Origin of the sequence: Gilliamella sp. Pra-s60, from assembly GCF_009795755.1 — a bacterium.
GTDB lineage: Bacteria > Pseudomonadota > Gammaproteobacteria > Enterobacterales > Orbaceae > Gilliamella.
Genome location: NZ_WTFA01000014.1, coordinates 18,748 through 38,174 on the forward strand (window position 1 = coordinate 18,748; position 19,427 = coordinate 38,174).

General features: G+C 35.9%; 19 protein-coding genes. 13 read left to right on the plus strand and 6 right to left on the minus strand.

The genetic code is table 11. The features are described 5' to 3' along the window. The first annotated feature begins 1 nt into the window (after position 1). Positions 2-781, plus strand: a complete 780-nt coding sequence (locus GQ596_RS08985; RefSeq protein ID WP_160401342.1) for a class II glutamine amidotransferase — start codon at positions 2-4, stop codon at positions 779-781. Here the strand turns inward: GQ596_RS08985 and mdtH are convergent. The 6 genes from mdtH to pncB all read right to left on the minus strand — a co-directional run bounded on the left by mdtH (position 759) and on the right by pncB (position 8,240). Continuing rightward, complete coding sequence (gene mdtH / locus GQ596_RS08990) at positions 759-1,970, minus strand: multidrug efflux MFS transporter MdtH (RefSeq protein WP_160401343.1); 1,212 nt, start codon at positions 1,968-1,970, stop codon at positions 759-761. The two genes, GQ596_RS08985 and mdtH, sit on opposite strands and share 23 nt — an antisense overlap. Next, a complete protein-coding gene (locus tag GQ596_RS08995) occupies positions 1,971-2,429 on the minus strand; it encodes a methylglyoxal synthase (protein ID WP_160401344.1) in 459 nt (152 codons plus the stop codon). A gap of 135 nt (positions 2,430-2,564) precedes the next feature. Next, the gene (locus tag GQ596_RS09000) at positions 2,565-3,710 is read right to left on the minus strand and encodes a porin (RefSeq protein WP_160401345.1); all 1,146 of its coding nucleotides are present in this window, start codon (positions 3,708-3,710) and stop codon (positions 2,565-2,567) included. Between the two features lie 302 nt (positions 3,711-4,012). After that, on the minus strand, positions 4,013-5,200 hold the full coding sequence (locus GQ596_RS09005) for a porin (protein ID WP_160401346.1): 1,188 nt from the start codon (positions 5,198-5,200) through the stop codon (positions 4,013-4,015). Positions 5,201-5,485: 285 nt separating this feature from the next. After that, positions 5,486-6,889, minus strand: a complete 1,404-nt coding sequence (gene asnS / locus GQ596_RS09010; RefSeq protein ID WP_160401347.1) for an asparagine--tRNA ligase — start codon at positions 6,887-6,889, stop codon at positions 5,486-5,488. Positions 6,890-7,046: 157 nt separating this feature from the next. Further along, positions 7,047-8,240, minus strand: coding sequence for a nicotinate phosphoribosyltransferase (gene pncB / locus GQ596_RS09015; protein WP_160401348.1), 1,194 nt, complete (start codon positions 8,238-8,240; stop codon positions 7,047-7,049). Positions 8,241-8,395: 155 nt separating this feature from the next. Between pncB and pepN the strand changes: the two genes are divergently transcribed. The 12 genes from pepN to GQ596_RS09075 all read left to right on the plus strand — a co-directional run bounded on the left by pepN (position 8,396) and on the right by GQ596_RS09075 (position 19,368). Beyond that, positions 8,396-11,029 (plus strand): aminopeptidase N, encoded by a 2,634-nt coding sequence (gene pepN / locus GQ596_RS09020; RefSeq protein ID WP_160401349.1) that lies wholly within the window; start codon positions 8,396-8,398, stop codon positions 11,027-11,029. A 136-nt stretch (positions 11,030-11,165) separates the two neighbouring features. After that, positions 11,166-11,498, plus strand: coding sequence for a rhodanese-like domain-containing protein (locus GQ596_RS09025; protein ID WP_160401350.1), 333 nt, complete (start codon positions 11,166-11,168; stop codon positions 11,496-11,498). 210 nt (positions 11,499-11,708) lie between these two features. Beyond that, positions 11,709-12,524 (plus strand): phospholipid ABC transporter ATP-binding protein MlaF, encoded by an 816-nt coding sequence (mlaF, locus tag GQ596_RS09030; RefSeq protein WP_237398398.1) that lies wholly within the window; start codon positions 11,709-11,711, stop codon positions 12,522-12,524. Further along, positions 12,524-13,303, plus strand: coding sequence for a lipid asymmetry maintenance ABC transporter permease subunit MlaE (gene mlaE / locus GQ596_RS09035; protein WP_202113782.1), 780 nt, complete (start codon positions 12,524-12,526; stop codon positions 13,301-13,303). The genes mlaF and mlaE overlap by 1 nt, the downstream gene beginning before the upstream one ends. 10 nt (positions 13,304-13,313) lie before the next feature. Beyond that, positions 13,314-13,904 carry an outer membrane lipid asymmetry maintenance protein MlaD gene (gene mlaD / locus GQ596_RS09040; protein WP_160401351.1) on the plus strand — a complete coding sequence of 197 codons (591 nt, stop codon included), beginning with the start codon at positions 13,314-13,316 and terminating at the stop codon, positions 13,902-13,904. 9 nt (positions 13,905-13,913) lie between these two features. Then, on the plus strand, positions 13,914-14,558 hold the full coding sequence (gene mlaC / locus GQ596_RS09045; RefSeq protein WP_160401352.1) for a phospholipid-binding protein MlaC: 645 nt from the start codon (positions 13,914-13,916) through the stop codon (positions 14,556-14,558). Positions 14,559-14,563: 5 nt separating this feature from the next. After that, positions 14,564-14,836, plus strand: a complete 273-nt coding sequence (locus GQ596_RS09050) for an STAS domain-containing protein (RefSeq protein WP_160401353.1) — start codon at positions 14,564-14,566, stop codon at positions 14,834-14,836. Between the two features lie 114 nt (positions 14,837-14,950). Next, entirely contained in the window at positions 14,951-15,208 is a 258-nt protein-coding gene (locus tag GQ596_RS09055; protein WP_160401354.1) for a BolA family protein, read from the plus strand. Between the two features lie 92 nt (positions 15,209-15,300). Beyond that, a complete protein-coding gene (gene prlC, locus GQ596_RS09060) occupies positions 15,301-17,328 on the plus strand; it encodes an oligopeptidase A (RefSeq protein ID WP_160401355.1) in 2,028 nt (675 codons plus the stop codon). Beyond that, complete coding sequence (locus tag GQ596_RS09065) at positions 17,315-18,043, plus strand: class I SAM-dependent methyltransferase (protein WP_160401356.1); 729 nt, start codon at positions 17,315-17,317, stop codon at positions 18,041-18,043. Before prlC ends, GQ596_RS09065 begins: the two co-directional genes overlap by 14 nt. Positions 18,044-18,068: 25 nt before the next feature. Beyond that, positions 18,069-18,758, plus strand: coding sequence for a 16S rRNA pseudouridine(516) synthase RsuA (gene rsuA, locus GQ596_RS09070; protein ID WP_160401357.1), 690 nt, complete (start codon positions 18,069-18,071; stop codon positions 18,756-18,758). Positions 18,759-18,843: 85 nt separating this feature from the next. Next, entirely contained in the window at positions 18,844-19,368 is a 525-nt protein-coding gene (locus GQ596_RS09075) for a gamma carbonic anhydrase family protein (protein WP_160401358.1), read from the plus strand. Positions 19,369-19,427: the final 59 nt, after the last annotated feature.

A 19,427-nucleotide genomic window follows, 5' to 3' on the forward strand; every position in this document is an offset into this window, starting at 1 on the left:
TATGTGCGAATTATTGGGTATGAGCGCCAATGTGCCAACCGATATTTGTTTTAGTTTTACAAGCCTAATAAAACGTGGTGGGGACAAAGGTCCTCACAAAGATGGCTGGGGAATTACTTTTTATGAAGGTAAAGGCTGCCGAACATTTAAAGATCCAGAGCCTTGTTGCCATTCGATAATTGCGAAAATGGTTAAAGATTACCCAATAAAATCTAAAGCGGTGATTGCTCATATTCGACAAGCAAACCGTGGCGGTGTTGCACTTGAAAATACCCATCCATTCACCCGCGAGCTTTGGGGAAGAAACTGGACTTTTGCGCACAATGGACAACTAACCAATTACCAAGATTTAGATACAGGTCTATTTCGACCAGTTGGAGAAACCGATAGCGAATATGCTTTTTGTTATTTAATTAATCAATTACAACAAAAATATTCGCAAAAACCTAGCGATGATCTTGAGTTGTTTAATTTTATCAAACAATGCGCTAATCAACTAAGTCAACTAGGTATTTTTAATATGCTACTGTCCGATGGGCAATATGTTTTTGCCTACTGCACAACAAATTTACACTGGATCACCCGTAAAGCACCATTTGGTAAAGCAAAATTACTGGATGAAGATGTTGAAATTGATTTTCAACAACATACTACTCCTAATGATATCGTGACTATTATTTCTACGCTACCATTAACATCCAATGAAACATGGCATAAACTCAATACTAGTGAAGCGATTCTATTTAAAGATGGTGAAATTAGCCAATCTTTTTCATTTTAGAGTATCGTATTGGAGGCTCATTTTTAAATTGATATTGCAAATAACTTAATGTTAATAATCCAATTATAGTCAGTACTATCCAAGGAATATGTGGAAACCCTATTTTTATTGCTACATCATATAACCAGCCCGCACCTGTATAACCAATAAATCCACCTAAGGCGAGCCCTAAACGGCTAAACCCCATATAGCTACCTTTTGCTTTTGGGTTACTGAGCATTGTTGATAAGGTTTCTCGTGCTGGTTCAGCTATAATAGCGCCAAAATAAAAGAGTGCAATAAGCGATAATAATATTGATAATTGTGTGGTAAAACCAATAATAATAAAGGCCATTGACATCAAAAATAGACCAAATTTGAGACGCTGATCTAACCTGAAACGTTTTTCACTCCAACGAGCAAGAGGATAAAGAAGTAAAAGTGAAATCCCAGCTTGAATTGCATACATCCATTTTACATAACTAGGACTACCTGATACGCTTGTAATTGTTAAAGGCAACATTAACATAATTTGTACCCACAACACATAATACCCCGTTAACGTAAGAACATAACGTGTAAACTTCTTATCTTTTATAACCATTTTCATACCGCTAATAATAGGCGTTTTGCCAATAGCAATATGATAAGCAGGCAGAAAAAAGATATTAAAAATACCACATAAGAAAAAAATAAAAGCGCCACACCAACAGACTAAATGGAAGTCATAATCAATTAAAATACCACCAATAAGGGCACCAATAACAGCACCAGCGTTATCTTGTATCATCAATAACGATATAAATTTACCACGCTCGTGAGGGCGCGTAAATTTAATCGTCAACCCCATTCTAGGCGGATCAAACAGTAATCCTCCTAACGCTGAAAATAAACAAGAAAGTAATAATAACCAAGGATTGCTAGCAATTGCCATAAAAATAAAACCAACACAACGTAAAAACATACCAGCAACAATCATAGGTTTTGCACCAAAACGATCAGCAATAGCGCCACCAATAATACCAAAACCTTGTTGTACAAATTGCCTAAATCCTAAGGCAAAACCAACAAATAAAGCACTCCAACCCACTTGGCTAACAAAATGAGTGGATACAAGTGGGAAAACAACATAAAAACCTAAAATAATAAACAGATTATCAAGCAGCAATATTTGTCTGCCTGCTTTACGTATTTGGGATGGTATTGGCATTTATTTGACTCTTTCAGCTAAATATCTTTGATAATCAGGAATCTCAATATCAACTTCCTGCGTAAAAATAGAAGATTGAATTAATGCGTTAGCTGTAGCTTGATTAGTAGCAACAGGAATATTCCAAACCGTTGATAACCGTAAAAGTGCTTTAACATCGGGATCATGAGGCACCGCATTAAGTGGATCCCAAAAGAAGATTAAAATATCAATTTTACCTTCAGCAATTAAAGCACCTATTTGCTGATCGCCTCCCATAGGACCACTAAGCATTGGCGTGATATTTAGCCCTATTTCTTGCTTTATTAATGTTCCAGTGGTACCCGTGCCACATAAATTATGACGAGAAAGTTCCTCACGATTTTTTCTGCACCAATTAAGTAAAGAGTCTTTCAAATGATCGTGGGCAACTAAAGCAATATTCTTTTTAGCTGGCAATTTGCGTGTGGTATAAAGCATTATTATTATCCTGATTTATTATTATTTTTATAATTTTTTAACAGAGTATTAGTTAAAGTGCAAGAAATATTTAATTTGTAAAAGATAATAAAAAAGGCACCGAAGTGCCTTTGTAATATACCAAAATTTAATCAATTAAAATTGATAAATTAAACCAAGTGCCACTGTATCTTTGGTTGTGCCATTGATTTGTGATTTTGTAAATGAACCATCTTCATATAAGGCACGACGAGCACCAATGTCATTTTTATCTAACAAGTTGATTTTATAATCGATAATAGCTTGTAGATTTTTGTTAAAGTCATAGGTTAAACCAACATCAACATATTTAGCTAAATCATTACCTTTAAGTCCTGCATCACTTGAATAACTAGATGCATCCTTAACTTTATGTTGGATATAAGCAACTGATGGCGTTAAACGTCCTACTTCAAAGTCAATGCCATATTGTGCAACAAGTTCATAACCTTTGGTTTTTAAGTCATTAGCACGGTGAATAGATGATGCATTATCCCAACCATATTTTTGCTTGCCTTGAATATATAATGCCGCTAAATAAAGGTTGGCGTTATTATATTTTGCACCAGCAGACCATGCTTTAGCATCTTTATGACCACCAGTTTGTGCATAACCCGCACCAACTGATAACCCCGTATCAAGCACATCCCAATCAACAACTGAACCCCATGCTTCAGCACTATCATTTTTATCATCATCACGCGTATGGTTATTTAAATGACTAGTTGAGCTATTATCGCCATTATCCGCATATTGAACAGCAAAACGTAAGCCATTTGCTAAACCAAAGAAATCTGAATTACGATAAGTAGCAACGGCTTTTGTTCGAGCGGTTAACGCATAAAGATCATTATTTGAAGCATCACCACCAAATTCAGGTAAAACATCAGTATAAGACGTTAATGTTTTTAACACACCATCATTGCGGCCATAGTCGAATGAACCAAAATCACCAAGGTTCAAACCCGCAAATGCATAACGCACTTCATTATCGGAATTAGTACCTGTTTTAGCTTCGTATTCCCAACGACCGTAACCCGTTATGCCGTCAGTTACTTGAGTTTGACCTGACATACCTAAACGTGCTGTAGTGTTATCACCTTCACCAGTTTGATTATTACGATCAGTGATATAATTTAATGCATAAACTCGACCATAAAAGTCGACTTTATTACCATCTTTATTCCACACTTCGATAGAAGCGTTTGCAGCACCTGCAACTAAAAGCGCAGGAATAGCGATTGCTAATAGATTACGTTTCATTTTTACCCTCATAGGTATTTTATGTTATTAAAGATGCAAATTACTTTGCACTGATTTAATAAATAATTGCTAATCAATAACAATTATATTATTACTGTGATAGCCAATTTACCTTATAAAAATTGACTTTATTATATATATTTTATATTTAACAATGGAATTTAGATTAATTCTGCGAATTTACAAATATTTTAATACTTAATATGATTTTATTTAAGAACAAAAAGTGCTTTTGAGAGTAGAAAAAGTTTAGAAATGAAAAAAGGCACCTAAGTGCCTTTTTATATCGATATCAAACAATATTAGAATTGGTAAATTAAACCAACACCTAACACGTCTTTAGTACCTGGTTTGAATTGGTGACGACCACTGCTTTCGCGAACAGTATTTGCTTCCGCACCAATGTCATATTTCTTAAGTAGATTGAATTTATATTCTACAATAGCACTAAAGTTTTTGTTTAGATCATATGTTGCACCAAGTGAAACATATTTAGCTAAATTGCGACCTTCTTTATGATCGTCATCATAATAACCAACATCGCTATTACTAACTTTATGTTGAACATAAGCCAAAGAAGGAGTTAAACGTCCAACTTCTAAATCAATACCATATTGAGCAACTAACTCAACACCTTTGATTTTTGGATCTTTATATCTTTCACCATCAATACGATCGTTCCATGTATTGAATTTAGACTGGAAATAGTTAGCAGCTAAATATAAATTGTAGTTATTATATTTGATACCAGTAGTCCATGTTCTAACTCTTTTAACTTCTTCAGCTTCGTATTTAGATTTACCAGCTGTTTGAGCATAACCAGCACCTAAAGTCAAACCTGAATCAAAAATTTGCCACTGAACATTTGCACCATAGGCTTCACGACTATCACCACTAAATCCATCGAAATCACCGTCTTCATCTAATTTAGTTATAGCACGTTTACCATCAAAAGTATCTGAATTATCACCATTATCAGCATATTGTAATGCAAAGCTTAAATCGTCAGTTAAACCGAAGAAGTTGTTGTTACGATAAGTTGCAACAGCTTTAGTACGAGCTGAAAGAACGTTCCAATCGTTATTTGATGCATCGCCACCAAATTGTGGTAATACGTCAGTATAAGCAGTAATTGCTTTTAATACGCCGTCGTTACGACCGTAATCGAATGAACCTGCGTCACCAAAGTTTAAACCTGCAAATGCATAACGTACTTCGTTGCTAGAATTTTTACCAGCATCAGCTTGATATTCCCAACGACCGTAACCAGTTACACTGTCAGTGATTTGAGTTTGGCCTGACATACCTAAACGAGCTGAAGTATCATCACCCTCACCTTTTTGACCACGGTCAGTGATGTTGTTAGCTGCTTTTACACGACCGTAGAAGTCAACTTTATTGCCATCTTTATTCCAAACTTCGATAGATGCATTTGCACCAGCCGCTACTAAAAGAGCAGGGATAGCGATTGCTAATAAATTACGTTTCATTTTTTACCCTCATGGTTATTTTTTTAAAAAGACACATCCCATAAGTTTAGTGTCAATTTTGTTTAAAAATTCTTCACACAAAAGATAATTGTATTTCGATTATCTTTATTTACTTTTTACAGTATCGTAAATTATGTATAAATTTTTTTTAAAATCAAGCGAACTTTTTACAAAATAAGCTGTCTAAGCCTAAAATTAAGTCTGTTTGGTTATTTTTTAAACTACTTTAAGTTAGGTTTAGTAAAAAATTCCCAATCTTATATCAGATTGGGAAATAAAACTAGACTAAAAATTAGCATTACGCGGCGTTCTTGGAAATGGAATCACATCGCGTACATTCTGAACACCAGTGACATACACAATAAGGCGCTCAAACCCAAGACCAAAGCCTGAATGTGGCACAGTGCCATAACGACGTAAATCACGATACCACCAGTAATCTTCTTTTTTGAGCCCTAATTCATCCATGCGTTTATCTAACATATCTAGACGCTCTTCACGTTGTGAGCCACCAATGATTTCACCAATTCCTGGGGCTAATACATCCATTGCTGCTACCGTTTTACCGTCATCATTCATTCGCATATAAAACGCTTTAATGTCTTTAGGGTAGTTTTTAACAACTACTGGTGCTTTAAAATGTTGTTCAGCTAAATAACGTTCGTGTTCTGATGCTAAATCAATTCCCCAACTGACTGGGTTTTCAAACTTAGCATCACAGTTTTGTAATATTGTGATAGCGTCAGTGTAATCCACTTGCGCAAAATCAGCTTTAATAAAGTTTTCAAGCCGATTAATGGCTTCTTTATCGACATGCTGAGCAAAAAATTGCATATCATCAGCTCGTTTTTCAAGTACCGCTTTAAACACATATTTAAGCATGTCTTCAGCCAGCTTTGCATTATCATTTAGATCAGCAAAAGCGACTTCAGGTTCCATCATCCAAAACTCAGCTAAATGTCGCGTAGTATTTGAATTTTCAGCTCGAAAGGTAGGACCAAAAGTATACACTTTAGAAAGTGCACAAGCATAAGTTTCAGCATTTAATTGCCCAGAAACAGTTAAAAACGCTTCTTTACCAAAAAAATCTTTATCAAAATCGACTTTACCATTATCTGATTTAGGAAGATTTAATAGATCAAGCGTTGAAACGCGAAACATTTCACCCGCTCCTTCAGTATCAGACGCGGTAATAATTGGGGTAGATAGCCAAAAAAAGCCTCGTTCATCAAAAAACTGATGAATTGCTTGCGCAAGCGTATGGCGCACACGCGTTATGGCACCAACAATATTGGTTCTTGCACGTAAGTGTGCTACTTCTCGAAGATATTCAATAGAGTGACGTTTTGCTGCCATTGGGTAGGTTTCTGGGTCATCAACAAACCCATATACTTCTACTTGCGTTGCTTGCAGCTCATATTGTTGACCTTGACCCGGTGATTCAACCACTTTACCGGTGACTTTAACCGAACAACCTGCCGTTAAACGTAAAACATCTTGCTCATAATTAGGAAGATCTTTTTCAATAACGGCTTGGATAGGATCAAAGCAAGAACCGTCATAAACAGCCAAAAATGAAATACCTGCTTTAGAATCACGTCGAGTTCTTACCCAACCTTGAACAGAAATTGTGCTACCAACAGCAATTTTGCCTTGTAACACATCAACAATAGATGCAACTGAGTTCATTTTAATTATCCATCTCTACATTAATTAATTTGTTTAAGTCATATTTAAGTAATATAAATATATTCTAAGGTTTATTCCGTAACTAAATGGAATTAGTCAATAAGAAAATCTTTATCACTGATTTTTTATTTTAATATTAATAATAGGCTAATGATTATCAATATTTAACACTAAAAGTTCGTTTTAATTCATCAATAAAAGCTAAATCTTGAGATATGGTTTTACCAGGACTGTCTGATAATTTAGCAACGGATTGATTATTACACTCTGTTAATTTGATGACAATATTCAATGCTTTGGTATTGGCCTCTTTAGAGGGAATATCGCAAGCTAAAAAACCACCTACACCAAAAGATAATTTTACCCGATGATTAAAATGCCGATAAATATTAAGTGCCTTATCAAAATTTAAACTGTCTGAAAATACTAATAATTTTGTTTTAGGATCGATACCTAACTGCTGATAATGGGCTATTGCCTTTTCACCCCATTGAATTGAATCACCTGAATCATGACGCAATCCTTGATAATGCGAAGCAAAATGAAGATCAAAATCCCGTAAAAATGCATCCATCGTAATACAATCAGTTAAAGCAACGCCCAAATCATCGTGATATTCATCTAACCAAACCTGCAATGCATTTTTTTGGCAATCCTCTAAATTCGGACTTAAACGCTGATGTGCTTGAAACCATTCATGCGCTTGTGTTCCAACCGGCGTAAGTCCTAAACGATAAGCAAGCAAATAATTACTCGTACTATGAAAATTAGTAAAATGATTTTTCAAATAACCAACAACTGCCTCTTGTACCGCAAACGAATAACGCCTACGTGTACCAAAGTCCATTAAATTAAAGTTCGACATATCCATATCGGCTGTCTGTTCATTAAATAACGTTAATTTATCTTTTAGTCGAGCAAGTGCCTCGGGAACGCCAATATTTGGCGATCGATCTTTATGCACAATTTCGCTAATTACGGCAAGTAATGGCACTTCCCATAAAATAACATCTAACCACTTACCTTCAATACGAATAACTAGCAAGCCTTCTTGATTTTCAATTGTCAGTAACTCACTATTAAAACGCCAATTTTTGAGCCAATTCAAATAATCAGGTTTAAAAAAAGGCATACGAGATAAATACTCAAACTCATCATCTAAAAGTGATAACGATTCCATTAATTTAACTTGATGAGTTATCTCATCAGCATATTTCCCCAATAAATCATCGCTACGACAACGGAACTCTGCTGTTACTGTTGCATTTGGATAGTGATGAAAAACAGCTTGTTGCATATGCAGTTTATAAGCATCTGTGTCTAATAGTGATGTAATTATCGCTGGTAACATGTGGCTTTATTGTTAATACTCTAATTAAAATGTCAAAGATTATAGCAGAATAATAATGAAGATATAGATTAATTATATAATAAGATTATTTTTAATCGGTTATACTATTAACCAGATAAAACTTGAACAAAGTATAAATAAAAGGCTCTATAATAATGAACACAACTACAACTCAATCTCAACCAAAGGCAAAATATCGTCTAGATTATCAAGCCCCCGATTTTACTATTACTGACATTGATCTTGATTTTGATTTAGCCCCTGAAATAACAACCGTTACAGCACGTAGTCATGTAATTCGAAAAAATAATAACGTTAATGATCTTATTTTAGATGGTGAAGATCTGAAATTGATTTCTGTTAATATCGATGAGCAACCGTGGCATGATTATCAAATCACAAAAACAGGATTGCTGATTCAAGGTGTTCCCGCAGAATTTACTTTAACAATTGTTAATGAAATCAAGCCCATTGATAATACCGCACTTGAAGGATTATATGTATCAGGCGAAGCGCTTTGTACACAATGTGAAGCCGAAGGATTTCGACATATCACTTATTACCTTGATAGACCCGATGTATTAGCTCGGTTTTCAACACGCATCACCGCCAATAAACAACACTACCCTTACCTACTTTCAAATGGAAATCGTGTAGCACAAGGCGATCTATCTGATGGACGACACTGGGTACAATGGCAAGATCCGTTTCCAAAACCCGCTTATTTGTTTGCACTAGTTGCTGGTGATTTTGATATTTTAAAAGATCAGTTTATTACACAATCAAAACGTAAAGTTGATTTAGAAATTTATGTTGATAAAGGTAATTTAGAACGCTCACATTGGGCAATGACCAGTTTAAAAAATGCCATGCGTTGGGACGAAACGCGTTTTGGACTTGAATACGACTTAGATATCTTTATGATTGTTGCGGTTGATTTTTTCAATATGGGCGCGATGGAAAACAAAGGTTTGAATATCTTTAATTCAAAATATGTACTTGCCAAACCACAAACCGCAACAGATGATGATTATCTTGGTATTGAAGGCGTGATTGGTCATGAATATTTCCATAACTGGACAGGCAATCGAGTCACTTGCCGAGACTGGTTTCAACTCAGTCTAAAAGAAGGCTTAACTGTATTCCGTGATCAAGAGTTTAGTGCCGACCTAGGTTCAAGGGCCGTTAAACGAATTGATGACGTAAAACTGATGCGAACCGTGCAATTTGCCGAAGATGCTAGCCCGATGTCTCACCCTATTCGCCCCGATCAAGTTATCGAAATGAACAATTTTTACACAGTTACAGTGTATGAAAAAGGTGCTGAAGTTATTCGCATGATGCATACATTATTAGGTGAAGACAAATTCCAAGCAGGCATGAAACTTTATTTTAAGCGCCATGATGGTAGCGCCGCAACTTGTGATGATTTTGTTTCTGCCATGCAAGATGCTTCTGGTATCGATTTAAGTCAATTTAAATTGTGGTATAGCCAATCAGGTACTCCTGAATTAACGGTAACTGATAGTTATGATGAAAAAACTCAACAATACACCTTAACAGTTGAGCAATGTACAAAGCCAACACAAGATCAGCAGCAAAAACAAGCCTTACATATTCCTCTTGATATTGAATTATACAAAAAAAATGGCGATATTATTGCATTGCAACATCAAGGTAAGCCTGTTCAGCATGTTTTAAATGTAACCAAGGAAAAACAGCAGTTTGTATTTGACAATGTCAGTGAAAAACCAATTATTTCATTATTACGTGATTTTTCAGCTCCTGTAAAATTACACTATGATTACCAAGATAATGACCTAATTTTTTTAATGCAACATGCCACTAATGCATTTAGTCGCTATGATGCAGCACAAATGTTACTGGCCAAATATGTCAGAATAAATGTCCACAATTACCAACAAAATAAAAAGCAAATATTGCCAGAAGTTGTCATTGACGCTTTTAGAGCTGTGTTACTTTCTGATTCAATCGATCCTGCATTAATTGCTCAAATATTAACGCTCCCATCTGAAAACGAATTAGCGAATTTATTTACTGTGGTTGATCCGATTGCTATTCATCAAGTACGTTTGTTTTTCTTAACACAATTTGCCAATCAACTTTATGATGAGTTATTAGCAGTTTACTACCACAATAAAACAACACAATATCATATTGAACATATTGAAATTGCCAAACGCTCACTTAAAAATTGTTGTTTATCTTTACTTGGATATGCTGATAATAAAACGCAAATTAATTCACTTGTTACTCAACAATATCACCAATCCAATAATATGACCGATTGTTTAGCTGCCTTGAGTATAGCTGTAAAAGCTGAACTTGATTGTCGAACTGAGTTATTGGTTAACTTTGATGACAAATGGCATCAAGATGGACTTGTTATGGACAAATGGTTAACACTAAACGCAACAAGCCCAGAAAAGAATGTTCTTGCTACCGTGAAAAAATTATTAACTCACCGCTCATTTACACTCAGTAACCCAAATCGGATTCGTGCATTAATTGGAGCTTTTGTAAATAATAATCCTGTGGCATTTCACGCTGAAGATGGCAGTGGTTATCAATTTTTAGTTGAGATTCTCATTGAGTTAAACCAAAAAAACCCTCAAGTTGCCGCAAGACTTATCGATCCATTGATTCGATTAAAACGTTATGACGAAAATCGCCAAAAACAAATGCGACAATCACTCGAAGCATTACTAAAAATCGAAAATCTTTCTAAAGATTTATATGAAAAAATCAATAAAGCGTTAGAGGCATAATCTAAAACCGATCATCCTGTTAATTACTAACAGGGTGATCTTTATCATAGAAAACAGTTGCCAAATTCAACCGGTATTTTTTTAAGCGCAGATACTACCAAACACTTTTTGACAACTATTTTGAAGGCTGATCATTATGGCAACAATAAAAGAAATAACCCCAACCAAACTAGCACAAAAATTAAACCAGTCCAATGATATTTTTTTACTTGATGTACGCGAAGCTAACGAAGTTGCAATTTGCAACATTCATGGATCAACACATATTCCAATGAATCTAATTCCCCTTTATTTAGACAAAATTCCGGATGAAGTCGATATTGTTATTTATTGCCATCATGGTATAAGAAGCCTTAATGTCGCCAATTATTTAGCTGAAAATGGCTTTGATAGCGATTATCTTTACAATCTTACAGGTGGTATTGATGCTTGGGCTTTAATGGTGGATCTACAAATGGCAAGGTATTAAAACACTTATTATCAATAATATTGTAAACAAGCTAACAAAAAAGACATAAACGCTTTCTACTTTTTTACTTTTTTGGTATAAAAAGTAATGAGCGTTTTATATTAACAATTAATATCATTACAATAAAACAATAACTTTAATACATTTCCTTTATTCTCAATTATCAAGTAAAATAGCGACAACTTTAGATCAGTAGTGTAGGGAATCACTTTGACAAACGCATTACAGCAAAATTTGGTTGAAATTCACGACATGTCTTTTTACCGTGGAACGCAGCCTATTTATAAAAATATGAGTTTGAACGTTCCTAAAGGCAAAGTCACCGCTATAATGGGGCCATCAGGAATTGGTAAAACAACGCTACTACGACTCATTGGTGGTCAATTAAAACCACAATCAGGTAAAATTCTATTTGATGGCGAAGATGTGCCAAGCATGTCGCGCTCAAGGTTATATGAAGTTCGTAAACGTATGAGCATGTTATTCCAATCGGGAGCTTTATTTACCGATCTAACTGTGTTTGATAATGTTGCTTACCCACTACGTGAGCACTTCAAATTACCTGAACCTATATTGCATAATTTGGTCTTAATGAAATTACAAGCTGTTGGTTTACGTGGTGCAGCTCAAATGATGCCATCGGAACTATCAGGCGGTATGGCAAGGCGAGCCGCTTTAGCTCGAGCTATTGCGCTTGATCCTGATCTAATTATGTTTGACGAACCTTTTGCAGGGCAAGACCCTATTTCAATGGGAGTTATTGTTAAGCTGATATCTGAAATTAACCAATCATTAGGGTTAACTTGCATTGTTGTCAGCCATGATGTAAACGAAGTGTTAAGTATTGCAGATTATGCCTATATTGTAGCTGAACAACATATTATTGCAGGTGGTACATCACAGCAATTACGTGACAATGATGATTTGCGAGTAAAACAGTTTCTTGACGGATTGGCAGATGGTCCTGTGCCTTTTCATTATCCTGCTGATGATTACAAACTAGACCTAAGCAGAGGTGTAAAATAATGTTGAATTTATTGGCAAAATTAGGACAATGGATTATTAATATCATTGCGATGATTGGCCGTTCTGGTGTGATGCTTTTTGGAGCATTAATTGGTAAACCACAATTTAATAAACAATTCCCATTACTCATTAAGCAATTTTATTTTGTTGGAGTACAATCACTCACTATCATTATTGTTTCTGGTCTTTTTATTGGCATGGTTTTGGCCTTGCAAGGTTACTTTATTCTAACCACCTTTGGTGCCGAAGCAAGTTTAGGGATGATGGTTGCCCTTGCGCTACTTCGTGAGTTAGGCCCTGTTGTTGCCGGCCTACTATTTGCTGGTCGTGCTGGTTCAGCCTTAACCGCTGAAATTGGTTTAATGAAAGCTACTGAACAACTATCAAGTTTAGAAATGATGGCAGTTGATCCGTTAAGACGCATCATTGCGCCACGCTTTTGGGCTGGATTTTTTTGCATGCCATTTCTAACAGCTATTTTTGTTGCGGTTGGCATTTTAGGCGGTATGTTGGTTGGGGTTGATTGGAAAGGTATTGATTCAGGATTCTTTTGGTCATCGATTCAAAGCAATGTCGATTGGTGGCATGACTTAGGAAACTGTTTTGTTAAAAGCTTTGCATTTGCCATTGCAAGCACTTGGATTGCACTGTTTAACGGTTATGATTGCGTACCAACATCAGAAGGAATTAGTCGAGCAACAACAAATACTGTTGTTTATTCATCATTAGTTATTTTGGGGTTAGATTTTATTTTAACCGCATTAATGTTTAGTCATTGAGGTCATAGACATGAATCGTAAAGTTGAAATTACCGTTGGATTATTTATGGTGCTGGTTATTTGCTCAGTGCTATTTTTGTGTTTTAGAGTTACTGATCCAACATCATTTGCTAGCCATAACACTTATCGTGTCTATGCTGTGTTTGAAAATATCGGAGGATTAAAAGCTCGCTCACCTATCAAAATTGGTGGGGTAGTCATTGGTCGCGTCAATAATATTTCGCTAAATTCGTCGAATGGTAATCAATACAAACCTTATGTAGCAATGGATATCGATACACAATATAACAAAATTCCAAGTTCAAGTTCACTTGCAATTAAGACATCTGGAATACTTGGAGAACAATTTATTGATATCAATATAGGCGTTGATAGAGAAACAGAATTTAATGTTGACGCAATAGGCGTTGACCCTGCTGTTGTAGCTAAAGCAGAAAAAAATAAAACTCCGCCATACTTACTCGAAGGTTTTGTTGTGCAAAACACCACACCAGCCATCATTTTAGAAGATCTTATAGGTAAATTCCTTTACAGCATAGGTGGCTCATCAGATAAAGACAAAGCTACCAAAGATAAAAAAGAAGATACAACTGAAAACTAAGGAGTTAACATGTTAAACAAATTTAAAACAACCATTCTTTTAGTATTAGCTTTATTGTTTAGTTCTACAGCCTTTGCTGAAAACGATCCCTATAAAGAAATGCAAGTTTCTGCTGATAAACTTTTTAGCACTATGAATTCACAATCTGCTGCACTAAAATCAAACCCTAATAAACTTAAAGAGATTGTAAGAAAAGATTTATTACCTTATGTGCAAGTAAAGTATGCTGGCGCATTAATTTTAGGTAATTACTATAAAAGCGCTACAGAAGCACAACGTACAGCTTACTTTACTGCTTTTGAAAACTACCTAGTACAAGCATTTGCTCAAGCGTTATCTATGTATAATGGTCAAACTTATCAAGTTGAATCTCCTAAAGATTTAACTGGAAAAACACTTATTTCTATTCGTGTTTTATTAAATCAACCGGATAAAAATCAACAACCATTGCGTATTGATTTCCAGTGGCGTAAAAATTCAGTGACTGGCGAATGGAAAGCGTATGATTTAATTGCCGAAGGCGTTAGCATGATAACAACCAAACAAAATGAATGGTCAACAATTTTACGTCAAGATGGTATTGATGCATTAACCAAACAATTAAATGAACTTTCAAATCGCAATATAGACCCAAACGCTAAACCTAAAGGCTAGTGATAATGTCGCGAATAAAAACAGAAAAACAACAAGAAGTATTGTCTTTACAGGGTGAACTTGATGTTCACTCTTTAAATGATTTATGGTCAACACAAAGCACCATTCTAAATGGTGTAAAATACATTGATGTAGCGCAACTGACTCGGGTTGATTCTTCAGGGCTCGCGACTTTAATTTATTTTTGCAATAAATATCATGTCAAGCTCAAAGGTATCAATCCTCAGTTACAAACATTAATTACCTTGTATGATCTACAACCCGTAATCAACATTTAAAATATGTCAGGTTTCCGTATGAAATATCATGCAAAAAACGCACCACAATACAGCGTTACCTAGAACATTTTAACAAAAATAGCCCTACATTTATATTAATGATGAGTATTACTAATGAATAAACAAGAAATTATAGACAAATTAAACAGCTCACTCGAACTTGATGATATTCATGTTTTAACTGACGATGGCAGTCACTTTCAAGTTATTGCAGTGGGAGAATTATTTGCTGATTTAACTCGAGTAAAAAAACAACAAGCAATCTATGCTCCTTTGGCTGAATTTATTAGCGATAACCGTATCCACGCACTTTCTATAAAAACATATACACCTACTGAATGGCAACGCGAACGTAAATTGATGGGATTATAAATATTCCCTAAAACAACATCCCTTGAATTAACAGCATTTGCCACCATATTATGTTTAATCAACAAACTCCATTTGTATAAAGGTATTGCAACATGACCAATCCATTATTAACAAAAGCCCCATTACCCCTTTTTTCACAAATTAAGCCCGAGCATGTTTTACCTGCTATACAAGAAACCTTAAAAAACTGCAAAAATACCATTGAAACAGTATTAAAGCAAAACAGCCAATATACTTGGGATAATTTAATTCAACCTATTGACGAAATGGACGAAAAGTTCAGTCGCGCTTGGTCACCTATTAGCCATCTTAATTCGGTTAAAAACAGCCCTGAATTACGAGAGGCTTATGAAGCTTGCTTACCACTACTATCTGAGTACAGCACATGGGTTGGACAGCATAAACCTTTATATCAAGCTTACAAACAAATCAAAGAAGGCCAACACTATGCTACTTTAAGCAAAGCGCAAAAAAAAGTTATTGACAATGCATTGCGTGATTTTGAATTATCGGGAATTGGATTGCCTGATGATAAACAAAAACGCTACGGTGAGATAGTTGCAAAACTATCAGAATTATCATCACAATATAGCAACAACGTATTAGATGCGACCATGGGATGGTCAAAATTAATTACCGATATTAAAGCACTTTCTGGTATGCCTGAAAGTGCGCTTGCAGCAGCAAAAGAACAAGCAAAAATGAAAGACAAAGAGGGATGGTTGCTTACCTTAGATATACCAAGTTACCTACCTGTCATGACCTATTGTGATAACCGTGATTTACGTTTTGAACTTTATCAAGCTTATAACACTCGAGCATCGGATCAAGGTCCTAATGCGGGTAAATGGGACAACACCGAAATCATCAAACAAATATTAACATTACGTGATGAACTAGCCCAATTACTTGGATTCAATACCTATGCGGATAAATCCCTAGCCACAAAAATGGCCAAATCAACTACTCAAGTTATCGAATTTTTAACGGATTTAGCAAACAAAGCCAAACCACAAGGTGAAAAAGAGTTAGCGGAACTTAAACGTTATGCCTATGAATTTTTTGGTGCAAGCGACATCAAACCATGGGATGTTGCTTATTATAGCGAAAAACAAAAACAATACTTATACACCATCAACGATGAAGAATTACGTCCTTACTTCCCTCAGCAACGAGTGATAAATGGTCTATTTGAAGTAGTACACCGCATTTTTGGCATTACAGCCAAAGAACGACAAGGTGTTGAAGTTTGGGATCCTGAAGTCAAATTCTATGATCTATATACAGCTAATGGTGAATTAAAAGGTAGCTTTTATCTTGACTTATATGCACGAGAACATAAACGCGGTGGCGCATGGATGGATGACTGCATTGGTCGTATGCGCTTTACTGACGGTCATGTACAAACTCCCGTTGCTTATTTAACCTGTAACTTCAATCGCCCTGTTGGCGACAAGCCTGCCTTATTTACTCATGACGAAGTAACAACCCTATTTCATGAATTTGGTCATGGCTTGCACCATATGCTAACCGAAATTGATGTATCCTCTGTAGCAGGAATTAATGGCGTTCCTTGGGATGCTGTTGAGTTACCAAGTCAATTTTTAGAAAACTGGTGTTGGCAACCTGAAGCCCTTGCTTTTATTTCAGGACATTATCAAACCGGCGAACCACTCCCTACTGAAATGTTAGAAAAAATGCTAGATGCTAAAAACTATCAAGCAGCGCTATTTATTCTACGCCAATTAGAATTTGGGCTTTTTGACTTTAAATTACATACCCAACAAAACCCCGATATTTTAAACACATTAGCTGAAGTCAGAAAACAAGTTGCCGTTGTGCCAACTGTTGAATGGGGACGATTCCCGCATGCCTTTAGCCATATTTTTGCAGGTGGTTATGCGGCAGGTTATTACAGTTATTTATGGGCCGAAGTACTCTCTGCTGATGCATTTTCCCGCTTTGAAGAAGAAGGCATTTTTAATGCCAAAACAGGTAATGCGTTTCTTGATAACATCTTGTCACAAGGTGGTAGCGATGAACCAATGACATTATTTAAAAACTTCCGAGGTCGTGAACCACAACTAGAGGCATTACTTCATCATTATGGCATCCGCTAGTTCTAACTTAGTTCAGCTAAAACAGTTAGCTGAACTGTGGTTATCCACAAATAAAGATCTTCCCTTTACATTAACACAACAAGAAAATCATCTTGCCTTACAAAAAACCGATGAACCTAAATTAGGAGCAATAACGGTGGATTTCTTATCGGGTGTAATGGCGCATCGTCGCCAATTTGGCGGTGGGCGTGGGGAAGCTATTGCAAAAGCAGTTGGAATAAAAGGTGAGTATTTACCCACTATTGTTGATGCAACAGCAGGACTTGGACGAGACGCCTTTGTACTTGCCTCACTTGGGTGTTATGTAACAATGTTTGAAAGACACCCAGTGGTTGCGGCGTTATTAGCCGATGGCTTACAACGCGGTTATCAAGACCCTAAAATCGGAGACTGGCTACAACAACGCTTACAATTGAATTATAGTTCAAGCCAAACAGGCTTAAATTCGCAACTTGAAAAACCAGACGTAGTTTACCTTGACCCAATGTTTCCACATCGTCAAAAAAGTGCGCTTGTCAAAAAAGAAATGCGTATTTTTCAACTATTAGTTGGTAGCGACAACGATGCTGACAGCTTATTAGAACCCGCAAGGCAACTCGCAAAAAAACGCGTGGTAGTAAAAAGGCCAGATTACGCACCCTTTTTAGCCAACCAAAAACCAACGGCAGAAATTAAAACTAAAAATCACCGTTTTGACATTTACACTCCCCTTTAATTCATAAGGATAAATGATTTAGATTATGCGATTAGATAAATTTCTTGCTCATCATTTAGGCATAAGTAGAACAATTGTTAACAAAGAACTGAAAGCTAAAAAAGTCACCGTCGATGGTGAAATAGTAAAATCAGGTGCTTACCAGCTATTACCGGAACACGTGGTTGAGTATGATGGCTATGAAATCATCCCCGTAACCAATAATCGTTACTTTATGCTCAATAAACCTCAAGGTTATGTCTGCTCGACTGATGATCCAGATCACCCAACTATACTCTATTTTATTGATGAACCCATGCCTGAAAAATTGCATGCAGCAGGTAGGCTTGATCTTGATACGACTGGGCTTGTTTTACTAACTGATGACGGTCAATGGTCACACCGAATCACATCCCCCAAACATCATTGCGAAAAAGTCTATATCGTCACAGTTGAACAACCATTACAAACTGAACTCATTGATATATTTAAAAACGGCATTCAATTAAAAAGTGAAAAATCACTGACTAAACCCGCTAAATTAAATATTATCGATCAATACCATGCCGAACTAACCATTAGTGAAGGGCGTTATCACCAAGTTAAACGCATGTTTGCAGCAGTCAATAACCATGTTGTTGCGTTGCATCGCAAACAAATAGGTAAAATAATTGTTGATATTCCAGAAGGCGAATACCGCCCTCTTACACAAGATGAAATTGATTCATTTAGCTAATATAAATAATAGCTAGCTATGAGTTTAGATAACCTTATTACATTAGCATTATTTTAAGTATAAAAAGTCCGAAAAGAGGTCAAGCATGATTTATCAACTAGACAACTTACGCCCCAAAATCGACGCAGACTGTTTTATTGCAAAATCGGCCGATATTATTGGCGATGTCACCTTAGCCGAAGGTGTCTCTATCTGGTTTAATACTGTTTTGCGTGGTGATATTGCACCTATTTACATTGGTAAAAATAGTAACGTACAAGATAACTGCACAATTCATCTTGAAACCAACATACCTTGTATTGTTGGTAAAAACGTCACTATCGGTCACAACGTCATTCTTCATAGCTGTACGATTGAGGATAATGTACTAATTGGCATGGGCAGTACAATTCTCAATAACGCCAAAATTGCTAAAAACTGCTTAGTAGGGGCTAACTCACTTGTTACCCATTCTCTCCCTTATGAAGAAGGTTGTCTAATTATGGGATCGCCTGCCAAAATCGTCCGCAAACTTACCGAAGCAGAAATCAACGGCAACATAAAAAATGCACAACATTACGTACAAAATGGGAAACGATTTAACCAAAATCTAACACCAGTTAACCCATAACGATACGATAGATAATAATAAATGCGGTTTTATCTTTTATTCACTCTTTGAGAGAGTGC